The sequence below is a fragment of the Pseudoalteromonas sp. OOF1S-7 genome (genome assembly GCF_022347765.1).
Taxonomy (GTDB): domain Bacteria; phylum Pseudomonadota; class Gammaproteobacteria; order Enterobacterales; family Alteromonadaceae; genus Pseudoalteromonas.
This window is the reverse complement of record NZ_JAKRFZ010000006.1, coordinates 22,908-45,005: the sequence shown is the minus strand read 5'-3', so window position 1 is coordinate 45,005 and position 22,098 is coordinate 22,908. Positions and strand designations below refer to the sequence as shown.

Annotated in this window: 15 protein-coding genes; 4 read left to right on the top strand and 11 right to left on the bottom strand. The window is 46.4% G+C overall.

From position 1 onward, the window contains the following. Positions 1 to 6: 6 nt before the first annotated feature. Complete coding sequence (locus MHN33_RS10800) at positions 7 to 531, top strand: hypothetical protein (protein ID WP_239397943.1); 525 nt, start codon at positions 7 to 9, stop codon at positions 529 to 531. On the opposite strand, the gene MHN33_RS10795 is transcribed toward MHN33_RS10800, so the two are convergent. The 8 genes from MHN33_RS10795 to MHN33_RS10760 all read right to left on the bottom strand — a co-directional run bounded on the left by MHN33_RS10795 (position 496) and on the right by MHN33_RS10760 (position 12,309). Continuing rightward, positions 496 to 1,662 (bottom strand): anhydro-N-acetylmuramic acid kinase, encoded by a 1,167-nt coding sequence (locus MHN33_RS10795; protein WP_239397942.1) that lies wholly within the window; start codon positions 1,660 to 1,662, stop codon positions 496 to 498. The genes MHN33_RS10800 and MHN33_RS10795 overlap by 36 nt on opposite strands. A gap of 5 nt (positions 1,663 to 1,667) precedes the next feature. Beyond that, the gene (locus MHN33_RS10790; RefSeq protein ID WP_239397941.1) at positions 1,668 to 2,054 is read right to left on the bottom strand and encodes a hypothetical protein; all 387 of its coding nucleotides are present in this window, start codon (positions 2,052 to 2,054) and stop codon (positions 1,668 to 1,670) included. A 38-nt stretch (positions 2,055 to 2,092) separates the two neighbouring features. Further along, positions 2,093 to 2,890: a transporter substrate-binding domain-containing protein gene (locus MHN33_RS10785; RefSeq protein WP_239397940.1), complete on the bottom strand. Its 798-nt coding sequence runs from the start codon at positions 2,888 to 2,890 to the stop codon at positions 2,093 to 2,095. Positions 2,891 to 3,034: 144 nt separating this feature from the next. Next, entirely contained in the window at positions 3,035 to 5,500 is a 2,466-nt protein-coding gene (locus MHN33_RS10780) for a glycosyl hydrolase family 18 protein (RefSeq protein WP_239397939.1), read from the bottom strand. Positions 5,501 to 5,579: 79 nt separating this feature from the next. After that, positions 5,580 to 7,016: a lytic polysaccharide monooxygenase gene (locus tag MHN33_RS10775; RefSeq protein ID WP_239397938.1), complete on the bottom strand. Its 1,437-nt coding sequence runs from the start codon at positions 7,014 to 7,016 to the stop codon at positions 5,580 to 5,582. Between the two features lie 51 nt (positions 7,017 to 7,067). Then, positions 7,068 to 10,193 (bottom strand): glycosyl hydrolase family 18 protein, encoded by a 3,126-nt coding sequence (locus MHN33_RS10770; protein WP_239397937.1) that lies wholly within the window; start codon positions 10,191 to 10,193, stop codon positions 7,068 to 7,070. 507 nt (positions 10,194 to 10,700) lie between these two features. Next, positions 10,701 to 11,669: an ATP-binding protein gene (locus tag MHN33_RS10765; protein ID WP_239397936.1), complete on the bottom strand. Its 969-nt coding sequence runs from the start codon at positions 11,667 to 11,669 to the stop codon at positions 10,701 to 10,703. Positions 11,670 to 11,766: 97 nt separating this feature from the next. After that, positions 11,767 to 12,309, bottom strand: coding sequence for a heme NO-binding domain-containing protein (locus tag MHN33_RS10760; protein ID WP_239397935.1), 543 nt, complete (start codon positions 12,307 to 12,309; stop codon positions 11,767 to 11,769). Between the two features lie 111 nt (positions 12,310 to 12,420). On the opposite strand from MHN33_RS10760, the gene MHN33_RS10755 reads away from it, so the two are divergent. Further along, complete coding sequence (locus tag MHN33_RS10755; RefSeq protein ID WP_275442778.1) at positions 12,421 to 13,752, top strand: HD domain-containing phosphohydrolase; 1,332 nt, start codon at positions 12,421 to 12,423, stop codon at positions 13,750 to 13,752. Here MHN33_RS10755 and MHN33_RS10750 read toward each other — a convergent pair. Further along, entirely contained in the window at positions 13,749 to 15,299 is a 1,551-nt protein-coding gene (locus tag MHN33_RS10750) for a PAS domain-containing methyl-accepting chemotaxis protein (protein ID WP_239397933.1), read from the bottom strand. The genes MHN33_RS10755 and MHN33_RS10750 overlap by 4 nt on opposite strands. A 219-nt stretch (positions 15,300 to 15,518) precedes the next feature. Between MHN33_RS10750 and hemH the strand changes: the two genes are divergently transcribed. Continuing rightward, positions 15,519 to 16,547, top strand: a complete 1,029-nt coding sequence (gene hemH, locus MHN33_RS10745; protein ID WP_239397932.1) for a ferrochelatase — start codon at positions 15,519 to 15,521, stop codon at positions 16,545 to 16,547. 45 nt (positions 16,548 to 16,592) lie between these two features. On the opposite strand, the gene MHN33_RS10740 is transcribed toward hemH, so the two are convergent. Both MHN33_RS10740 and MHN33_RS10735 read right to left on the bottom strand, forming a co-directional pair. After that, on the bottom strand, positions 16,593 to 19,163 hold the full coding sequence (locus MHN33_RS10740; protein WP_239397931.1) for a GGDEF domain-containing phosphodiesterase: 2,571 nt from the start codon (positions 19,161 to 19,163) through the stop codon (positions 16,593 to 16,595). Positions 19,164 to 19,438: 275 nt separating this feature from the next. After that, positions 19,439 to 21,043 (bottom strand): sensor domain-containing diguanylate cyclase, encoded by a 1,605-nt coding sequence (locus tag MHN33_RS10735; RefSeq protein ID WP_239397930.1) that lies wholly within the window; start codon positions 21,041 to 21,043, stop codon positions 19,439 to 19,441. A 596-nt stretch (positions 21,044 to 21,639) separates the two neighbouring features. Between MHN33_RS10735 and MHN33_RS10730 the strand changes: the two genes are divergently transcribed. Then, positions 21,640 to 22,098, top strand: coding sequence for a nuclear transport factor 2 family protein (locus MHN33_RS10730; protein ID WP_239397929.1), 459 nt, complete (start codon positions 21,640 to 21,642; stop codon positions 22,096 to 22,098).

Below are 22,098 nucleotides of genomic sequence, written 5' to 3'. Positions count from 1 at the left end.
AAAACCATGAATACACGTAAACGGTCTTTAACTTTTGATATCAAGGACCAGGCACAACAGCTGTTTTTTCTGGAACAAGGCTCACCGTTTGACCAGCTAGAGTTTTATATAGAACAAGATCAATTGATTGTCTCTTGTCTGCTCCCGCAAGACGCGGTGTCAGGAAATCAGATCCGCATTACAGCTAACCACCAGGATAATCGCGACGTTGACTTTATAGGCATATATAAACTTAAAGAAAAAGACATCATGACTGGTACAGTAGAGATATATCTGGGGGGATCGGGAAAAAGCGGATCGTACAACCTGCAATTAAGTTTGCTGGGTTATAAGCAGCGCGTTAAAAACAGTATGGACTATATGGCCTGCCTGCCTCGTGAAATACACCCTCGAAAAGAAGATGAATGGGCCGCGGCAGATGATAACGGGACAACAAGTAGGATATTGCAGGCAATAGCCAAATACCTGCGTAATGAATTTAGTGCCCTACTAAGCTCAACCAGGCAGACTTATCTTACCGAACGAAAATAAACCACTCCCGGCTACGCATTCATTTGCCAGGACCGCAAATAGTGCAGCTTCTTTCGAGTCAACACACACACCATCCTGGGACAATTTTGACACTTCGTAACTGTCTGGCAGGCTCGATTTAAATTTTTCGACCAGCAATGTATTGTGCGCGCCTCCGCCGCTAAGTATGAGCTGAGTAGGCCCATTCAGCTTCAGACATTGCAAATGCTCTAACACACACCAGGCTGTGAGCTCATTTAAAGTGGCAAGCACATCATAATGGGACAGTGACCTCGAGTACTGAGCCTGCTTTTGCTCTAGCATAGTCAGGCTGAAAACTTCGGGACCGGTCGTTTTTGGCGTATTGTATCGGAAAAAAGGTATAGCCTTTAACGCTTCAAGCAGGCTATCACAGACTCGACCTTGCCTCGCCAGCTTCCCCCCTTCATCGTAGGGTTGGCTTAAATAACGTCGACAGTAAGCATCCATCAGTGTATTCCCAGGTCCTATGTCTGAGCAACGAATATCATCGATTTTACCACTTCGCGGCAACACCGTGAAATTCGCAATTCCGCCCAGATTTAGTAGAACCCGATTAACCTGGGCACTTTGATACAACAAGTAATCGCCATACTGGGCCAGCGGCGCGCCTTCGCCGCCTTTAGCAATGTGCTTTTGTCGAAAATCAGAAATTGTGATGATTTGCGTGTGTGTTGCTACCTGATCGCCATCACCTAACTGCAGCGTACCGTCAGCAAAGTCTTGATAGCTATGCTGATGATGAGGACAGTGGAATACAGTTTGACCATGGCTGGCAATCAAATCGATCTCTTCATGCATTACTTGCCACTGTGACAAGGCTTGGTTGATTAACCTTGCGTGATAGTTACCTAGCCAGGGGTTTAGTAAAGTCAGGTACTCAAAGTCGACCGTATCTTTAGCAAAGACCTGACGTACCTTGTCTTTAAAGTCGTTGTCGTATGCAATGGTGGTAAACTTTAACAATTTGCATTGCGTATCGAGCCCTGAGCCACTTACCTCGCACAATGCCATGTCTAAGCCATCCAGAGAAGTGCCGCTCATCAGACCCAGGATCATCCGCGTTGGCTTGGTTGAGATTGCGTGCAGCCGATTGATTTGCTTTAATCCCATCTTCCTTAATATCCTGAATTATTGGCCGAAACAATCGCAACTACAGGATAGTCATTCGCGCCCAGCTCAAGTGTGAAGCTACGCTTCTCATACCCCTCAAGAACTACTTTGTGCGGCAATGCACTTACCTGCAGAGCAGTGCCGTCAGCATAAACTACCATAAGTTGCTCCGGCTCAAGAATACGCCGCCCTGATGAAAGGTTCTCAAGACTGAGCAACACTGCGCGGTACCCGTCGTCGTTCGACATTGCGATACTGCGCGTTACCTTAAAGTCACTTTTTGCCGGTTTAATCCGGTCAGTACGGTCAAATAACAAAGCATCCAGGTTCACTTGCATGGTGTCAAAACGATATGGCTTCAGCTCTTTGGCGATGCTAGTCGCTGATACCATCAGTAACACACATATTATCAACCCTGTTTTGCACATATTCACACTCCGTAAAACGCTTCAAGACGCACGCTTCGCCCACGCGTTTCCATTTCTATTCCATATTGATGGATCAGATCAGCGATTTCGCCTTTCAGTTCATCAATAGCCGCATTGATCTCATTGATTTGCTGTTTATTAAATGATTTTCGGCTTAACATAAAATGAATCGCGTTATCATTGACTACATAGGGATGGATCCGCATTTGCTCAAACCCCAGCTCTTCTATGTAGTAATAACCAGAAAACTCGTCTTCTATCAAAAAATCGACACGCTTTTTGTTTACCAATTGCATGCGCTGGCTGATGCTGGGCACTTCCAATAACCGCTCTCTGTACCAGGCGATCTTCAAAATCTGTTCAAGCTCTTTACCATAGTAAGCACCAGGATTAGCAACAAAGGTGTGCTCTGCCGCAAATAGTTCAGTCAGGCTTCTGACTTCTCTCACCGTTTCTTTGCGGGTAAATAAACGCATTCTCTCACGGCGATACGCCTGACTAAAAAACGCCACTTCGGCTCTTTGAGTATTAAAGCTGGCTGAAGGCAGGATATCTATAAAGCCCTTAGAAAGCTCAGTGATCCCGCGCGCGGATGATGGCAACTGAACAAAGTCGATGCAAAGCTGCGCATGTTTGAACACCTTGCGGGTAATTTCGATATCCAGGCCATAAGGGACTGTATCGCGATACATCACGTACGGTGGCCAGCTGGTGCCAACACCAACCTTGTAGCGCGTTTCGCACTGTGCATTGGCAAAAGCAACGACGGGTAGGAAAAACAAAAGAAAAAGTAAATGCACGACGTCTAGCTATCATTGATATTAGCTAGATTATGAAGGATATCTGACAGAAAACAAAGGCGCCTGAGCGCCTTTATTGGTTATTGTTGGCCAATCCCTTGGTCAATCAGAGGCACATACCCCGTCCTCTGATATCAACATAGCTTAGAGCGCTTTCCAGACCATGGCTTTGCCTGGTTCCTCACCGCGAGTCCACCACTTAGCTTCGTACAACTTGCCCTGGTAGCTAACGCGATCGCCACCTACATAGACTTTGTTGCTCTCCCAGGGATCGGCACCTACCGCTGCGTCGGTTACCGTCACATCGAATGACACAGTGGTAGTCGCAACGCCATCCGACACAGCAACGGTCACCTGATAAGTCGTATCCTGAGTCACTTCCGGAGCCGTAATTGTAGCGCTTGCCCCCTGACCATTGACAGTCAAGCCATTGCTTGCAGACCAGGAGTAAGTCAATGCGTCACCATTGGGGTCCGTAGCGCTGACTTGTACTGATGTACTGGTATTTTCAGCCAGCGACAGTGCTGCAATCGGTGTTACGACGGGCGCGTCATTACCTGTTGAAGGCGCTTTTACCAGCACAGTGACATTGCGCGTCGTGGTCGCTTCACCATCAGACACGGCGATAGTCAGCGTGTACTCGGTATCTTGAGTCACAACTGGAGCAGTGACGCCGACAGCAGCACTGGTTGCATTAGCAAGCGTCAGTGCACTTGATGCGCTCCATGCAAAAGTCAGCGGCTGGTTATCTGGATCTGAAGCCGTAGCAGTAACGGTTACTGAACCACCCGATTGCACTGTGACATTGCTGTCAACAGAAACGACCGGAGGCTTATTCACAGGTACGCCTCCTGTCAGGCCATCGTACATAGCATTGAGAATATCGCCGTTATCCGCATCGATTTCCCAGGCAAACAAGCCGCCCAGGTCATACAAGTTGACGTAACGACCTTTCGCCTCAACAGAGCGAGCGCTGTCAAACGTTAGTAATTTACCATTGCTGCGGTTCCAGACGTAAGCGGCTTCTGCCTGCTCGTCATACCCAACTTCAAAACCATTCAGACCTGTCCCATTTGGCCCAACCAGGTTGGCAGCGATTGCCTTATAGTCCATGATCCCAGGCTCCCAGACGCCTTCTGACGTTGAGCCTGTGTACTTGCCGTTACCCGGCGCAGTCATCGGGTTACCTGGGATAGTGGTGTTTTGATCCATCACGCCTTCCCAGCCACGACCGTACATCGCGGCTCCCATGACGATCTTCTTCGAGTTAACACCTTGCTGTAATAACAGTTGCACCGCGTTGTGTGCGGTATAAGCAGGCCCTTTACGTGGCTCCCCACTATCATCAACACCAGTACCATTACATTCGTCCTGACTCAGGTGAGAGCCACAATACAAACCCGTCTGGTGGCCTGTTACATTATTCCAGCCACCGTAGAAGTCATATGTCATTGCGAAGATGTAATCCATATACTGCTGCGCGGCCTGATAATCTACATCTTCAATCTTGTCGTAACCTGAACCTATCGCAGAAGTCAGCTCGTAGGTGCGACCGGTTTCCGCTTCAAGCTCGTCTAGCATGGCACGCAATTCAGCCATTAATGCGATATAAGCCGGACCATCATTGATCGGGTCGCCCAGATCCGGGTTAGGACCATCTCCACCCGGGAACTCCCAGTCGATGTCTACGCCATCGTAGAACTTCCAGGTTTTCAGGAATTTCTTCATTGAAGCAACAAATACATCGCGGTTTGCCTTAGTCGTGAAGCCATGAAATGGGTCTGAAAGCGTCCAGCCACCAACTGAAGGTAAGATCTTAAGGTCCGGATAACGCTGTTTAAGTGCCATCAGCTGGGCATACGTTCCGCGGATCGGGTCGTTCTGATTAACACCGGGTAGCGTTTTCTGTACAGCAGCCCAGGGATCGTGAATAACAACTTCATAATCCGCAGTGCCAGCGCAGGCCTTTTGCAGAGCACGCCAGCTGTTACCGTTCTCTATTTCTTTTAGCGATTCATTCGCGCCACAGATTGGAATAAATCCATACAGTAAGTGACTCAGGTTTTGTGCTGGAATATTGGTGACATCAAAGTCTCGGCCGTAAATTCCCCATTCTACAAAATATGCACCGGTCACTTTACCCGGGATTGTGCCATTGTTGCGGTTATTGGGGTTTACATCCATAGGCAGTGGTTCAAGGTGGCCGCCATCTGTATCAGCAATCACAATCTCTTTACCGGCACTTCTCGCACAACCTGTACTGTCACACAGTTCAACATACAAAGTATGACGACCGGACTGGGTGTATGGGAAAGTGATAGTGCCCCCCTTGGTGCCGGCTTCCAGTGCGCCTTCATTGACCAGTTGGTTATCAAAGTATACTTTGTAGCTATCACCTCCTGTGCCACTCCAGGCGTTCCACTTAATCTGAATGTCCACTTTGTCTTTGGCCGTCACCAGGTCTTTGTATGAGCCATTGCCATCGAGTACGACATCGACAAATGAATACACTTGCGGTTCCCAGCTCAGGCTAGGTGTAGAGGGAGCCGCCATTACTGAACCACTCATCAGTGCCAGGCCAATCGCCGTGCTAATTTGTTTAATCTTCATTACTTTCTCAACCTTATTTACATGTTATATCCAAACCCCAGGGGGTGATTTACTGGTACTACTAAAAATTATTAACTGATTACAGCGTTTTCCATACCTGGGCTTTCCCTGGCTCTTCTCCTCGGGTCCACCATTTGGCTTCATAATTTTTGCCGCCATGAGACACTTTATCGCCACCAACGTACGTGCTTGAGGCCTGCCATTGCGGATAAGTCGATACAGGAACATCTTTGACTGTCACACTAAGGTCTCTTGACGTTTCTAACTCACCGTCTGAAACTGCGACTGACACGATATACTGGGTATCTGCTACTACTTCGCCGCTTTGTAAAGCAATGGTGGCGCCACTACCTGTCATCGACAATCCTGCTGGAAGTGTCCAGTTATATGTCAGCTCAGTCTGTTCATCATCAAACGCATGTACATGTACCTGAACTTCCGTATTTTCGTCCATCACAACCGCTTCCGGCTGATGCACCGTTGGCGGAGTATTGGGTGCTTTGGGCACAATTGTGAGGTTATAGGTGTAAGCAGCATCGGTGACAAATACCTGGTTGCTCAACAAATTGGCTTCATCAAATATCACGTCGCCAGTGGCTTGCTTCACACCCACTTGTACATCGTTGGCATAGGTCGTATTTAGCTGACCCGCTAACACACTGGTCCAGTTGGCCTGATTTTGTGTGGTAACAGCTAATGAGTGCTTAACAATTTCCTGGCCGTTTTGGTCAAATACCCTTGCCCATATGTGGTCGCCGACATTTGCAGTCTGACCACGACTAACGAAAAATCCTGCTGCATACCAGTCAACGGGCTGGGTATCACTCACAATGTTGATATCGCTGCAATTGTAAAAGCCTTCTCCTACCACATCGTTGCGCTGCCAGCGTGTATACAAAATGGCATTACCGGAGCGACCCTGAGGTATTTGAACGGTCATTTCATATATTCGCTTGCCATCCGGGTCTTTAACAAAATCCACATTGCCTATTTCTGTGATTAAATCCAGGCTGCTCCAGGTCATTTCGTCTGTCGCAGGGTCAAAGCCTGGTTTAGTCAGATAGAACTTCCAAAAACTTGGGTTGTGTGGTGTTGTCGCATGAAAGCGAATTGCCAGTTCACCGTTTGCATTAGGTCTGACATCGGTCTTCTGCCAGTCAGCTGATGGCAAATTCATACCACGCTTTTCGTGAGAGCCTGCGGCGCATAGCGTACCGTCCGGAATATTCTTTTCTACGGCCTGCTGATTGTTATAATCAGGCGTATTGACTGCAAATTCGTGCTCCTGGATAAACTGCACATAACCCGATTCCAGATACGCTGCCCGGCAAGCCGCATTCGGAATATTCGAGCCATCTTCTGGCCACCAGTAGCCGCCCTGATCTTCGCAGATGGCCTGTCTTGCCATAGGAAAATCCATATAGCCATGACTTGCTGCCAGCTCGCTGTAGCTTAGTGCCGACAGCACAAGCGCACCGATAGCTGTTTGCTGCGATAATGAGATATACGTTTTCATAGTTTGCCTCTATCTAGGGGCCGAAGCCCCTCTGGTGTGAAAATGGGTCGGTTACAAACTACAAACCTTGGTGTAATCAGAGCTTGTCGATGGTTGTTTATTACTCCACCATTTCGCTTTGTACACCCCATTGCCATCAATGATCAGATCCCCCTGAGCTGCGTGGCTTCCCTTAGGAAACTCCGGGTAAACCGTGATCTGTGAGATAGGGACTCCTTCACAGCTTGTGATAGGTCCGCCATTGCCGTCGCCAGGTTTAGCATCTGGCAATTGCGGATACTCGAACTTAAAGGCGTACCGTTTACCGTCTTTCTCTGCAACAAAGTTAACCGGGCCGGTGATCGGCATGTAATACATCACCTGTGCATTGACCGTTTCACCCGGCGCGAAGGATTTTGGAATGTTGCCCCACTCATCAACCAGTGTGATAGAGAAGCGGTGGAATTCATTTTCAAATCCACCAATATTGTTACCTGCTGCATTAGAGGCATTCACTTCAACCGCCATGCCCAACTTTTCCTGCGCATTCCAGTTGGACTTAAAGATTGCAGAGGTTGCAACAGGTACATCAAACGTTATCTTGGCACCAGACAAGTCGATTGCAGAGTTGTTGGTAAAGGCAAACGTAGGGGCGATTGGATAGTTGTCATCGCCAAGAGGAAAATCCTTGGCTGTAAAGCTGACATCGACCGACTCCGCAGGTACCTGGAAGTTCACATTACCCGGGTGAATATCATATGGCGCGCCGGACTGATTGAACTTGTTATAGGCCAGCGTAGTCAGGCTGGAGCCCATAAAGTACTCGCCCTTGGCAGCATCATAGTCGAAGTCACCAGCCAGCTCCCAGAACATGATCCCGCCCAGTCCATTGTTGATGACATAGTCCACTTTGGTGCCCATTGACTCTTCGTCTTCAATAGACAGGAATACATTTTTCTCAGCATTCCATAACCAGGGTGCAACAGCAACAGAGTCATAGTGACGCGCATAAGTACCGGTAATTGCATCTGCTGGATCTGTAACTGGGTCGAGGCCATAATCAGCAAGGTAGCTCCCTAACACACCAGATTGCAGATTTTTAACATGCCAAAGCGGGTTAGAACCGGCTGGTACCTCCAGTCCGACATCATTCTTATCGTGCCACAGATTGTCGATACCTACTGCTCCGTTGCCGCATTTATTCTTTTCACCTTTGCCTGTACCTGGCGGGCAGTTAGCCTGATCAGGGAACGCTGCCTGACCCCATAAACCGTTTGTGCCACCCTGCACGTCTTTAAAGCCCCGTGTATAATATGGGATACCAATGTTGATACGACCACCGGACAAGGCACCACGGAAATATTTTACTGCCCAGTCGGTGTTCAGGTAGCCAATGCCTTCGAATTGCGCTGTGTCATACACATTCCACGCTTTTAACTCTGAGTCTTCGCCAGTATCAAACAATGAGGCATTGTGTCCGACATGCTGGTTCCATGCGCCGTGTAAGTCATAAGACATGATGTTGACATAATCCAGGTATTTCGTAACCTGGAAGGTCTCCATACCACGTAACAGGTAACCTGAAGAAGGCGAAGCTATCGTTAGCATGTAGTGCTTGCCATCCTGTTGTCCGGCTTTATCCAATTCTTCACGTAAGCGCTTCATTAACACCTGGTAAGACGCATTCAATCCCGCACGCAACGCGTTAGAAATAGGGAAATCATCCGGGTGACCGGCATCGTTCATTGAAGTTGGATATTCATAGTCAATATCAACACCATCAAATCCATAAGTACGGATGAAGTCCACAGCACTCGCTGCAAATGCGTCTATCCCGGCTTGATTCACACTGCCATCGGCATTGGTCGTCATAGTGTAGAAACCGCCACTGTTGACACGCTTTCCATCACTGCCGAAGTAACCGCCAGTTTCTGCCCAACCGCCTACTGAAATTAGGGTTTTAACGTCTGGATATTGCTTTTTATACTTGTTCAAGAGGTTAAAGTGACCTTTGTAAGGCAATGCAGGGTCCATTTCAGCGCCGGCTTCACCCGGCCACTCCATGTTCGTTGCCGGATTACCGGGTGCAGCCGGATCGCCAATGGAAACTTTATTGTTAGCATCCACATGGGCAAACGCGTAGTTGATGTGGGTGATCTTATCCCATGGAATATCATCAACCAGATAGGACGGTTGACCGTTTGCGCCGTTGCGCCAGCTGGTGAAGTAACCGATAACACGGCGCGGGTGATCGCTACCCATTTTCTCACGACCATTTACGTCATAGATAGTACAATAGGGTGTATTAAAACCCGGGGTCTGGAATAAGCCTTCTGGTTTACAATCATCCCGACCACCTTGCCCCTGTTCAACAACGGTGAGCGTTTGAGACACGCTTGCTGTTGCACCTTTGTCGTCAGTAACTGTTAAAGTAAAGGAAACCGGGCCGAGCTGTTGTGCGGTCCACGTGTGATCCGTCGCACTGCCATTAGTTGTGACCACCTCGACACCATCTACCGTAAACGTCAACTTGGTCACCTGGCCGTCCACGTCACTGCCCGACAGGCCGAACACAACGTCTGAGCCGATAATCAGTTCAGCAGGCTGGCTCTTAACCAGCAATTGTGCTTCTGGCGCTTTGTTGCCGGTATCTGCTGGCTTTACAACAACTTGAGTAGTCAAAACATTTGATGCAGCACCTTTGTCATCATATGCCGTTGCACTAATATCATGCGTACCAACACTCGCACTCCACTGCGCGTCAAACATATCTGCGGTGCCGCTTACGTCAGTGGCAATTAAGCTACCATCTACAAAGAACTCGACCTTGTTCACGGTACCATCAGAATCTACCGCCTTAACACTAATGGCAACGCTGTCATTAACGACGAATTCTGTGCCGTTAGCTGGCTGTAAGTTACTGGCAACCGGAGGATTATTTTCGACAACGCTGTCACACTGGCCCAGCCAAGTCCACTCCTGCCAGTCACCAGAATTTGTCGCAGGCTCAGAGCGGGTCCACCAGTTTGCTTCATAAGCATTGTTGTTTTGCTCTACCTGCTGACCACCAGTGTAAGCGTTTCCCGATTCCCAGGGAGCAAGTCCGTTACAATCATAGGCATGAACTTGTGTTGAGCCAATAGCAATAGCGATTGCACTGAGCTGCATTGCCACCTTGAATTTGTTTCTCGTTTTCATACTTTCTTCAACCTTTACCGTTTTAGTGATTAACATTTTTAAAGTAAAGCTAACATAGAAATAAAGTACGTCAACGTAAGCGTGACTACTTTTTAATCAGCAAAATCACAAAACCCATCCTTTTTACGTATCAATTATTCAAATGAATGGACTTTTTACACGCTCCACGAAAGAAACTTTAAATGAGCTAAATTCATATATGACAGTTTATATATTCACCTCTATTGCAATAAGAACAACCAGTTAAATACCTTAAACTGGAATTAAAAAGAAAAACTTATCTATATTGATAAGTTATTTTTATGCGAATAAGTTCAGAATCAATACTCAATTTGAGAATACCTTATAACCAACGGTTATATATAAAACAGTCAAGGTCAGACCAGAAACATCACGTTAACGTCAACGTTAACACTGATAAATACGTGCTACAGGCCCAATAAAGGGACATGCTATTAGGGTTACAATGATCTATGGAAGACGACAATACAGAAATGAGAAGAGTATTTAACTGATCGCCCTGACAGGAAATGTGATGGTCACTTTAGTACCTTCGTTGAGCTTACTCTCGACGCTAATTGCACCTTTGTGCTCCGAAACTATGCCATAAGCAACAGCCAGACCCATACCTGTGCCCTGGCCAACGGGTTTAGTGGTAAAAAAAGGTTCAAAAACATGTTCAAGGTTGCCCTTTTCTATCCCGGTGCCGTTGTCTATAAGCTCAATCAGTATCTGTTCTTTTGTGGGTTGTACCCGAAGTGTAATCTGGGGGGTTTGACAATGACCTTGTGCTTTTGCCTGTTCGCAAGCATATTTTGCGTTCATCAAAAGATTAATTACCATCTGATTTAATGCAGCCAGATTGCAATAGCTTAGTGGTATATCTACCTGTTTTACAACAAGCTTAATGTGCTTTAGCTGATTCGCAAGCAGAGCCAGCGCGCTGTCAATCGCTTCTGTCATATCAGCCATTACAAATTCATTGTTTTTAGGCCGAGCAAAATCGAGTAAGCTCGCCACGATCACTGCGATGCGCTGACAGCCATCCTGACAATCCTCTATCAGCTCCTGGGCATCGTCTGCAAAAAAGCTTAACTGGTACTGCGACTCAAGCTTTCTAAACGTGTCTTTAAACGTATCTTGATCCAGTGCGTTGTCAGAGAACCGCTGACTCGCATTGATTAAATCCGCAACGCCCTTTGCAACCTGGCCAAGAGTACTGATGTTGCTATTGACGTATGCTAACGGGTTGTTGATTTCATGCGCCACGCCGGCAGACATTACACCTAAAGTAGCCATTTTTTCACTTTGCAAAATCGCAGCATGTTGGCGCTTTAATTGCGCCAGGTTCGCCTCCAGCTCCTGGTTTGCAAGGTACAGAGAGCGTGTTTTATCTTCTAACAAGGATTCAAGTGCGTCCCGAGCCTGCTTCTCTCTCAAATACGCTTTATAATACTCGTTGTTATCTTGATCCATAAATAACCTCATTGCGATTGTACAGGTTACCCGCCATAGACACAGTGTGGCCGTCGACAGAAAAATTCAGACCACAAAACGCGACACGACATCAGATTTAAACCAGAATTTTCACGACAAAACGGCAGTGGTCATCATTATTGTGCATACAGCTGGTATGTGAAATCTCAATTTGCCTGTTATAGTGATCTGCCGCACCATAAATAAGCCCTTCCGCGCAGAAGCAAAGCTTGCGTGGGGAGCAATAGTCAACCACTATCTCACTGTCATTGATGATTTCTGTGTCTATTTTTGGCAGGTTCGGCTCATCATATAGCTTGGCTACCTCCACATGTATCACACTGTCTATGGCCACGATTAACTTTTCAAATGTATCCAGTTCCGCAAGTACAGTAGGATGCTTAGCAGCCAGTGAGCCAAATAAGTAACGCCCAAATACGCCCAATACATCAGGCAACGGTAATGCCATGTGCTTGGCGACGCCGTTGGCCAGGGCAAATAGTTCCTCGTCCGGGTAGGAGACGGCTGACACATAACTTCGATGTGCAGGGCAATGCTCGTCCAGTAGCGCGTTCCAGGCGCTCATTCCCAGATTTTCGACCACCAGCTCCTCCAAACTACGGAATATTATGCCTTTCATTGAGATCTCCTTACATTGCGCATTTTAGCAGCCAACGCACTGCAGCCATTGTTATACAACCAAGTTTAGACTAATTTTTATATTACCTACTGCTAACGTTGTTGATTCAGGATGGAACACCGCCAAGCGTCACAAACTACACAGCCGCCATGTGGCCCAATTAGGGTGTTATGTCTGGATGACGAACCGGGTGTATTGAAAGTATTGAGGAGGACACTGGGCATGTCAGGTATGCAGGTGGCTGTATTTGATTGCGGTGAACTCGCTCTCAAGGCACTGTATGAACGTGAATTCGAAGTGGTCATTTCAGATATGAGAATGCCTGAAATGGACGGAGTTGAGTTTCTTACTAAAGCGAGACAAATCTCACCCCAGTCACAGCGGATATTACTGTCAGGGTATGCCGATATGAATTCGACAATCGCAGCAATCAATGAAGGCGGGATCCATAACTTTTTGCAAAAACCCTGGCAAAATGAAACGCTGATCCATGTCATTAAAGAAGCCGCAGAGAAGTATCGCCTCAAGCAATATAATCTCGCGCTTCAGGAAGAGATCAGTAAACAGAATGCGCAATTGAAGGCACTTAATGGTAATCTGGAAGAATTGGTCGACAAACGCACGTCTCAGATCCGGGCCGTACTTCGTCAACTCGAGTGCGCCAATAAAAGAGAACAGGATGAACATAAAGCAACGGTTGAGCTGCTCTATAACTTCATTAACGCAAACCCCTACATCGACGCAGACATGGCCAAACAGGTAGCACAGCTTTGTGGCGTAGTTGCGAGCAAACTTGGACTGAGCGCAAACATCGTGCAACTTACCCGAATGGCCGGGTACTTGTCGCAGGTAGGTCTGCTTGCCATGGATCCTGCGCTGTATAATCAGCCCCTGGAACAGCTCAGCCCACAACAACGTAAGCTATTCTTTACCCATCCAGCCACTGCGCAGTTGATGCTGATGCCAGCCCAACACCTCAGTGACGTTGGTGAAGCTATCTACCACCAGTTTGAGAAATATAACGGCCAGGGAATACCTAAGGGTCTTAAAGGGAAAGAGATCCCCATTGGCGCACACATTCTGTCTGCGGTCAGAGATTATGTTGAGCACCTGCTGAAAAATCATGAGGCCAACGCCGAACAGCGCGCCCACGCGCTGGAGATGATAAAAATGTACAGCGGGTCCTTCTATCACCCCAAAGTGGTTGCAGCTCTGGAACAGTCGTTACAATCCGATACTCAGGGAGTTGAACAAGTAGGTTCGATGAACATCATTGATGCACAGGCACTTAAACCGGGAATGGAGCTGGGGTTGGCAATACATAGCCACACAGGGATTATGTTGTTACCAAAAGGGCATGTTTTCACAGCGGTAACCGTCGCAAAGCTACAACAACTTGAATCGCAAAAACCTGCCCCATTCAGAATTCTGATTAAATCTTAGCGTTTAAACCTGACAACCAGCTCATACATGTCATTTGCAACGGTCGTCAGCTCTTCACTGATTATATGCATTTCATTTGAACTACCAGCACTTGTATTTGCCAGCGTTGCTATGTTTACTACCTGCTGATTGATATCTTCTGATACAGCGGCCTGCTCTTCGACCGCTGTAGCGATTTGCATGCTACTTGCACTGATCTTTTCTATCAGCTGATAGATCCCCTCTAACTTTCTGGAGGATTGCGAAAGCTGTTCAATACCCTGGCGAGATTCATCTTCGCCCCGCTGTGCTATAAATTCTGCATTTTGCGTACTTTGCGTCAGCTGATCAATAATTGCGTGAATTTCCTTTGTAGATTCTTGCGTACGTTGTGCAAGATGACGTACTTCATCAGCGACGACCGCGAAGCCACGTCCTTGCTCTCCGGCTCTGGCGGCTTCGATCGCCGCATTTAGTGCCAAAAGATTAGTTTGCTCTGCTATCTGCTCGATGATCTGGGCAGCTTCTGCAATTTTCGATGTTTGCTTTGCTACACCCAGCACAGAATCTTTTATATCAACCACCGTTGCTCCAAGGCTTTCAATTGACACCCGGGTTTCTTCGGAGCTGCGAGCGCTTTCCTGAGCAAGCACCAACACGCCCTTGGCATCTTCTGAACTGACCTGAACACTCTGAGATACCTCATTGATTGTGGTTGCCATTTCATTCATCGCGGTCGCAACTAGCTCAGTTTCAAGCTGCTGCTTGGTCAGGCATTGAGTGGTTTCTTTACTCTTCGCGTTACTTTCTTGTGCACCGCTGGCCACCCCTTTGGCTGCAAACTCAATCCGCGTGATTATGGTATCCAAATGTGAGCGTTCACTGAGCAATTTAACATGCAACTGCGCCATTTTCCCGCTCCAGGGGGAATATACCTGCGTAGCGATGTCATCACAAAAACTGTGTGACATGACTTTGTCAATTCTTCCGAGTTGCTCATTGTCGCGATAGGTATTGTAGGCAAATAACGCCAGGGTGTTAGCAATCAACCAGCCAAACCCAAGCGTTTCACTTACCATGACATAGAGTAGGATGGCCGTAAGCACTGCGACTGAAGGCCAGATCGAGCGCAACTTAGGTAACTTTATTGTATCGCGCTGGCCTGATTTGACTCTCTTATAGAGCGCCTCTGCTCGTTCAACCGATGCGCGATCCGGGCAACTACGTACCGATTCATAGCCAACGATTTTGCCACCTTCCGTCATCGGCGTAACATAGGCATTCACCCAATAGTGATCGCCATTTTTACAACGATTTTTTACCAGGCCCATCCAGGGCTTTCCCGCCTTTAATTGATCCCACATTGTCTTAAAAGCGACTTCAGGCATATCCGGGTGGCGTACCAAATTATGGGGTTGTCCAATCAGTTCTTCTTTAGAATACCCACTGACCGCTACAAAGTGTTCGTTGCAGTCAAGTATTGTCCCTTTCAGATCAGTGACTGAAATAAGTCGGGTGTCTTGGGAAAAACGCTTTTCCTGATTGGTGACTGGATGATTTAATCGCATTGTTAAACTCGAATTCTATGCTTTAAATTGCTTCTGCGGAGCGAGAAAATACGACTAATGCGCTGTTTTTGCAACAACAAATCTATATTTTGCCAAATTTTTAAGACAAAACGATGAGATCTGATGTCACATCACGTGCGTACATTCAAAAATCATTTTTTCACTCCAGCCTTTTATGTAAAATAGCAAGGCTAAAAGAACACGCCAAAGGAGCCATGAGTGCCAAAGCTTTCTGCCATTACTGATAATCCGCACGAGAACAGATTTAATGAAAAAATCGGTGTTCTGGTTACCAACCTGGGCAGTCCTGACGCCCCAAACGCACCTGCGCTGAGAAACTATCTGCGAGAGTTTTTATCTGATCCCCGCATCGTGGAGCTGCCAAGAGTACTTTGGTGGTTAATACTACACGGAGTCATATTAAGAATAAGACCCAGCCGCTCAGCAAAAGCTTATGCCAGTATCTGGACAGAGCATGGTTCGCCGCTTGTGCAAATTACACAAGATCAGTGTAGTAAGCTCCGCGCTTTACTGAAAGAACAAAACTACGATAATGTCGAGGTTGTTATGGCAATGCGCTACGGTAATCCGTCTATCAAAAGTGGCCTTGAAGCGCTTCGTGAAAAAGGAATAACCAACATTGTTGTACTTCCGCTTTACCCGCAATACTCCAGTGCAACAACAGGATCAACATTTGACGCCATCGCGAACGTCTTGAAAACCTGGCGCTGGGTGCCTAGCCTGAGTTTTATCAATGGCTATCACAAACAGGCAAGTTATATCAGCGCGCTGGCGAATTCCGTACAGGAACACATTGACCAACACGGCTTGCCTGAAAAACTGCTCTTTTCTTATCATGGCACACCGAAACGATTCCTGGATAACGGCGACCCTTATCATTGTTTTTGTCAACAAACCACCCGGCTAGTTTGCGAGCAATTAAAACTTGATAAAGACAGGGTAATGACGACGTTCCAAAGTCGTTTTGGACGCGAAGAATGGTTGCAGCCCTACACAGATGTGACGCTCAAAGAGCTGGCATCTCAGGGTGTCAAGGAAGTGGCGATTCTCAGCCCTGCATTCAGTGCAGACTGCCTCGAAACACTTGAGGAGCTGGAAGAAGAAAACCGAGAGTACTTTATCGAGGCTGGCGGTGAAACTTACTATTATATCCCGGCTTTGAACGACAGAGACGATCATCTGGCAGCCTTGCTAGACGTGCTCAAACCTTATCTGAAGCAAGTCTAAAATAAGGTAGACTCTGCTTAGGGGCCAGTTATGGCCCCAGCTCCATCAATGTTGCTGTGATGACTTGCTGATATACATTAGCTCATCATTAAAAACCTGTCCGGAATTGAACTCCTGTAACAACCTTAAGCACGCAGATAGTGGCTGAGCCGGGCTGTAATAAAAACCTTGTATGTGATTGCAACCTAGCTGTTCAAGCATCGCGAGCTGACTCTGAGACTCTACCCCCTCGGCGATCACTTTTATACCCAACTCCTGCGCTAAATTAAGCAAACAATTGATCATCACCTTTTTATTTCTGTCTGCCATCAAGCTGTCTACAAAGGACTTATCGATTTTCAAATAATCGACTTGATTTTCAACCAAATGACTAAGTGAGGAATAGCCTGTACAGAAATCATCCAGCGCAATTTTTACTCCTTGCTCCCGGAGCTTAGACAGCAGCTCCCAGGTATAGCGGTTTGTTGCCATGGATTCCGTTACTTCCAGTGTTACTTTATCAAATGGCACTTCAGCTTTAGTGATGGCTTCCGTTACCAATTTAAACTGGTCATTGCTGGTTTTAAATTCATTCACCGAGCGATTGATTGACACACTGACATCTTCATAGCCATGCAGATGTAGCGCTTTCAGATCCTGGCAGGCTTTCTCGAGTACAAACTGGCCAATGAGATGAATTAAACCAAACTCTTCTGCAATAGGAATAAAGGTACCCGGTGATATCATTCCCTGCTCGTCGTCAAACCACCTGACCAGCGCCTCAAACTTAACAATTTTTCCGCACTGTACGTCGACAATCGGTTGGTAGTACACAGTTAACAGATTACTTTTGAGCGCTGACTTCAGCTTATCTTTAAGCTTAATTTTGTTAAGGTAGGCGTTTTGAATTGCAGCATTGTGAAGAGCAACGTGACCCCGGTGAGTTTTCTTCGCGCTTTCTAATGCATGTGCGGCATTGCGAATAAACTTAGCGGCAGTGATCCGCCCCCGATTTTCTAGTTGAGCAATACCTGTGCTTGCACTGAGCTCTACTGTCAGGTCGTTGAATACATAAGGCTGCTTGATTTTGTCACTGAGTTTCTTCGCAACTTGTAAGGCACTTTTTACGTCTGTGCTATCCAGCAAAATAGCAAATTCATCACCACCATAGCGGGAAATCGTATCCATCTCCCTGATCCCGTTTCGCAGTCGCTTAGCTACAGACACCAATACTTTGTCACCTATTTCTGGGCCATAGATATCGTTTACTTCTTTAAAATGATCAAGACCGATGAACAATAGAGAACAGGGTGTATGCAAACTGCGGCTGGCTGATATTTTTTCTTCAACAATGTCGATAAAACATCGACGATTCAACAGCGCAGTCAGGGGCTCATGATTTGCATAAAACATGAGTTGTGCTTCATTGCGCTTCCATTCTGTAATATCCCGAAAAATAGCAACATAGTTGACGATGTCACCCTGCTCATCTTTCACCAGGCTGAGGGTTAGCTCTTCAGGGAAAATCTGTCCGTTCTTACGACGATTGAAGATCTCGCCCTTCCAGCAACCGGAACTCATCAGGCTGTTCCACATTTGATGATAGAAGTCCCCGCTGTGTTGTCCCGATGACAGCACTGATGGATCACGACCTAATAATTCATGCCCTGTATAACCGGTTAATCGTTCGAACGCCCTGTTGACCATTATGATCTTGTTATCACCGTCAGTGATCATAATGGCTTCTGTCGCGTGTTCAAACACGACGTTGGTCAATTCTAGCTGTTTATTGAGGGAGTATATATAAGAGACATCCTGCACAGTGGCACTAAAGACGCGCTCGTCTCGCTGTTCCTCGCATTGTTCAACACGCCCGATGATACGATAGAGCCCACGCAAGTTGGTGCGCTTTTTATGGGTTACATTGACATCAATATAGTCAAGATGACCGGTACGAAGTTTCTGGATGATGACCCTGAGCCGTTTCTGATCCACTTCAGTTAAACAGTCAGTGAAATCATCGAGAGATAACGTCTCTTCGCGGTGTTGTAACAGGCGACGCATTTCATGACTGAAAACGTGCTTATCCCGGCTGATATTCCAGGTCCAGGAGCTTAGTTTCGCTATGCGTTCACCCTTTGCAAGTTGCTTGACCAGTATTTGCTGTGCAGCAATTTCAAGATTGTGATTCAGCTCTGCCCCTACGAGCAGACTAAGTTCACGGAACCAGTGTCGGTCTTCTTCACTGACGACGACCTTCTCGTCAAACAAACAAACCATAATACCGATCGGTTTATGATCCAATGCACGCAGTGTTACGCCAAGATACCCATCAATATCAAATATCTTTAGGATCTCATCTTCCGCATACATCTGCTGCAAATTGCAACTGATCGAACATACTCCCTGACTCGTCTTAGCATCGTTACAGGGGGTACCTTCGAGGTCATAGATAATGTCGTTTGAGCGTTCGCCATCTACGGAGTAAGCAACCGTTTTAACCCGCGTATCGGCATCGATAAATTTACCAATCAGACAATGAGCCGGTTTGAATTTCTCATAGATCAAATCGAGCGCCAATTCATAGCGCGCCTCACTACTACACAGATTGTAAAAAGTACTGAATGAAAAAGTCATTATTCGGCTAAGTTCTTATATTTTATTGTTTTCAATATCAACAGGTATTTTAACAAATTGCAATGATAGAATTAAAAGCAAGTCTTATTCTCGATACAGATCAATAAATCTAACTTTTATCTTAGCACCGTCAATCCCTGCATAATTTAAAGTCAAGGTTAGCTTGTTGCGAGTAACCTAATCTGACCAGTTATATGATATTATTCATATCACAACACTGCATCAGGTTCAAACTCTCCTTAGAAAAACAACATAATGTATGATGTTAATCGGCCCTAAATCGCGTGTTGAGCGACATCATTGTTAGCTGCATGAGTGTATTTTTTGGCCTGGCAGGTTTGATTGCGCCCTTGGTTCTTAGCCTGATAAAGGGCTTGATCAGCCATATTTAGCGTCTCTTCTATACTGTTGCTATTTGCCGGCCAGCTGGCGATGCCAATTGATACTGTAACGGGCCGGGGAATGGGCATAGGGTATTCACAAACCGCAGTGCGCAAACGCTCTGCGATACTAAACGCACGATTTGAATCAACGAAAGGCATGAAAATTAAAAACTCTTCACCACCACTTCGGCAAACGAAGTCGTGACTTCTCGCATTCATTTTCATCACATTAGCCAGAGCACATAGCACTTCGTCTCCAACACCATGTCCAAACTCATCATTAATCGATTTAAAGTGATCGACATCCAACGCCATAACAGAAAACTGATAATGCATGTTTTTGACATTGTCCAGCCACAGCTGCATTGCAAAACGGTTGTTCAGCTTGGTAAGCGGGTCCATTTTTCTATCTTGTTCCAGTTCCCTTATCTCTTGTCCAAGCAACTCAGAACTATTCAGGATTGCAGACTTTAAATTTTCGGCCTCGAAATACCAGGCAGGCGTTTCATCAATACAACGTAAATTACCTGGACTCAGAAAACTGACATTCTGTGCCAACTGCGCAAGTGGCCTGGCAATAACAACCCCTGCAAACAGGGTCGCTATCAATATAGCAAGCGCGAAGGGTAAAGTGGAATACAGTACATTGGTATGTGTCTGATTCAGCTCAGCAATAATACTGGTCAACGCGCGCTGGCTTACAACTCCCCAGCCGGTACTGGTCACCGGGGCAAATCCGGCTAACATATTTTCGCCCTGGCTGTTCAGAGTTTCCGTCGCACCCGATCGCCCGCTCAATACGGCGTTAATGGCCAGATTATCGCCAACAAACTCACCAACCCGTTCGTTAGCTTTGTGATATATCAATCGCTTGCTCTTATCTACCACATAAACATATGAATGTTCGGAAGCATGATGAGTGCCCAACAGCTGATTTAAAATTGTATTGCCATGCAAGTAAATTCCGCCAGCAATAAAACCGAGATAAGCGCCATCTGTAGCAAATATAGGGAAAGTTGGGCTGACAAGTAAATTGCCTGCTGGTGATACAAAAGGGTCAAGAATATAGGGACGTTGCAACTCGATTGGTACAGATAATGACGGGTCGAGAGTAAGCCCTTTCAGCGCGAGACTGGAAGGCTGAGCTGATACAATCCTGCGTTGAGCATCTATCACCACCAGAGAATCAAAGCTGTTGGTCTGTTCCAGTAAGCGTGCCAGTTCAGCATCAATGGCATGGCTATCGTCAAAGTGATTTGAGATATGGCCTGCGCTGACGCGCAATTGACTATTTAATGATTGTAAAAACAACTCAGTGACCTCGGCCAGCTTCTTCGCATATGCCTGATTGGATGCCAGCGCATCTTTGATAAATGCGTGTTCATGCACGCGATAACTGGCCATCAATGCACTGTACACCGACAATACAATGGCGGCACTAACCAATAACAATATGAGCTGTTTTAGGTCCAACTTAAAGCGATAGGTGATTTTCACGCTTCCCTCCCGATACAAGCACGAACATAGCTACTGGTACCATTGTAAAATACTGCAAAGATAAGAACTTATTCTAGGTCAAATTCTTTGTGCCTAAAGTGTTTACAAATAACATTTACAATAACGTGATTGACTCTCCTATGGATGGAGAAGATACAAAGGATGAGAAACATACAAAACAACAGCACTTTAGAACTAGCAATGAAAATAAAAAGCATAAATTACTATCATGTTTAAGCACTGTACTTTATAATATGGTCGTTATTTGACCATGTTAGTTTTATTGAAATGAAAAAGAAAACCCGGATGAACCCACTTGTTACACACTTTACGTTCGCCAGTATCGCTTTGGCTATGTTGTGGATGTTTGTTCAGGATAAAGATACTCTGTTGACTGGCAGCGCACTAGTGCTAGCTTATATAGTGTGCGCGCTTGCCTACCGTATGATTGCAGCCAGAGAAGCATTCAGGAGCTCTACCAAACAATCCCACAAGAAACATTAGTCTCTGTGTCGATACAGGCATCGTAGCAACACTTGGCGGCAGTATTGAATTGTGTAATGATTCAGGCACAATTTTATAACAGGACCGTACATATGTATCGTCGACTGCTACCAACCCTGATGCTGTTTGGCGGCTGTGCTTCATTCGGGCAGCCTGACCATGTGAAAATCTGCCAGGATCTTGTTTATGCCTATCCGGAAATTCGCGACAAAGGAAGCGCGAAACAATATGCTGCGCTGTTTACGGACAATGCGCAATTTACAGTCAATAAGCTTAACGTCGCACTCGATGGAAAAACGCAGATAGTCGCGCGTTTTAATAAAGCGCGCAACAGCACAACAACAGTTCACATGGTGACCTCTTCACGGCAATACATTCAACACTCGGCCCTTGCGGCAGAATCCCACTTCATCCTGTTACTCAAAAATAACGCGCAGCCGGATTCCACGAAGATCATCAGTGGCCGTTATCTGGATACTTTTAACTACGATAAAACTCAATGCCGCTTCAGCAACCGGAATGTCGTGATTGACCGCATGGATACTCTGTAA

Excerpts from the sequence above, each read along its gene's own strand:
- MHN33_RS10730 (WP_239397929.1), top strand. The coding sequence starts at position 21,640 with ATGTATCGTCGACTGCTACCAACCCTGATGCTGTTTGGCGGCTGTGCT.
- MHN33_RS10750 (WP_239397933.1), bottom strand. The coding sequence starts at position 15,299 with ATGCGATTAAATCATCCAGTCACCAATCAGGAAAAGCGTTTTTCCCAA.
- MHN33_RS10780 (WP_239397939.1), bottom strand. The coding sequence starts at position 5,500 with ATGAAGATTAAACAAATTAGCACGGCGATTGGCCTGGCACTGATGAGT.
- MHN33_RS10790 (WP_239397941.1), bottom strand. The coding sequence starts at position 2,054 with ATGGTATCAGCGACTAGCATCGCCAAAGAGCTGAAGCCATATCGTTTT.
- MHN33_RS10765 (WP_239397936.1), bottom strand. The coding sequence starts at position 11,669 with ATGGATCAAGATAACAACGAGTATTATAAAGCGTATTTGAGAGAGAAG.
- MHN33_RS10770 (WP_239397937.1), bottom strand. The coding sequence starts at position 10,193 with ATGAAAACGAGAAACAAATTCAAGGTGGCAATGCAGCTCAGTGCAATC.
- MHN33_RS10795 (WP_239397942.1), bottom strand. The coding sequence starts at position 1,662 with ATGGGATTAAAGCAAATCAATCGGCTGCACGCAATCTCAACCAAGCCA.
- MHN33_RS10740 (WP_239397931.1), bottom strand. The coding sequence starts at position 19,163 with ATGACTTTTTCATTCAGTACTTTTTACAATCTGTGTAGTAGTGAGGCG.
- MHN33_RS10760 (WP_239397935.1), bottom strand. The coding sequence starts at position 12,309 with ATGAAAGGCATAATATTCCGTAGTTTGGAGGAGCTGGTGGTCGAAAAT.
- MHN33_RS10775 (WP_239397938.1), bottom strand. The coding sequence starts at position 7,016 with ATGAAAACGTATATCTCATTATCGCAGCAAACAGCTATCGGTGCGCTT.
- MHN33_RS10800 (WP_239397943.1), top strand. The coding sequence starts at position 7 with ATGAATACACGTAAACGGTCTTTAACTTTTGATATCAAGGACCAGGCA.
- MHN33_RS10755 (WP_275442778.1), top strand. The coding sequence starts at position 12,421 with ATGGAACACCGCCAAGCGTCACAAACTACACAGCCGCCATGTGGCCCA.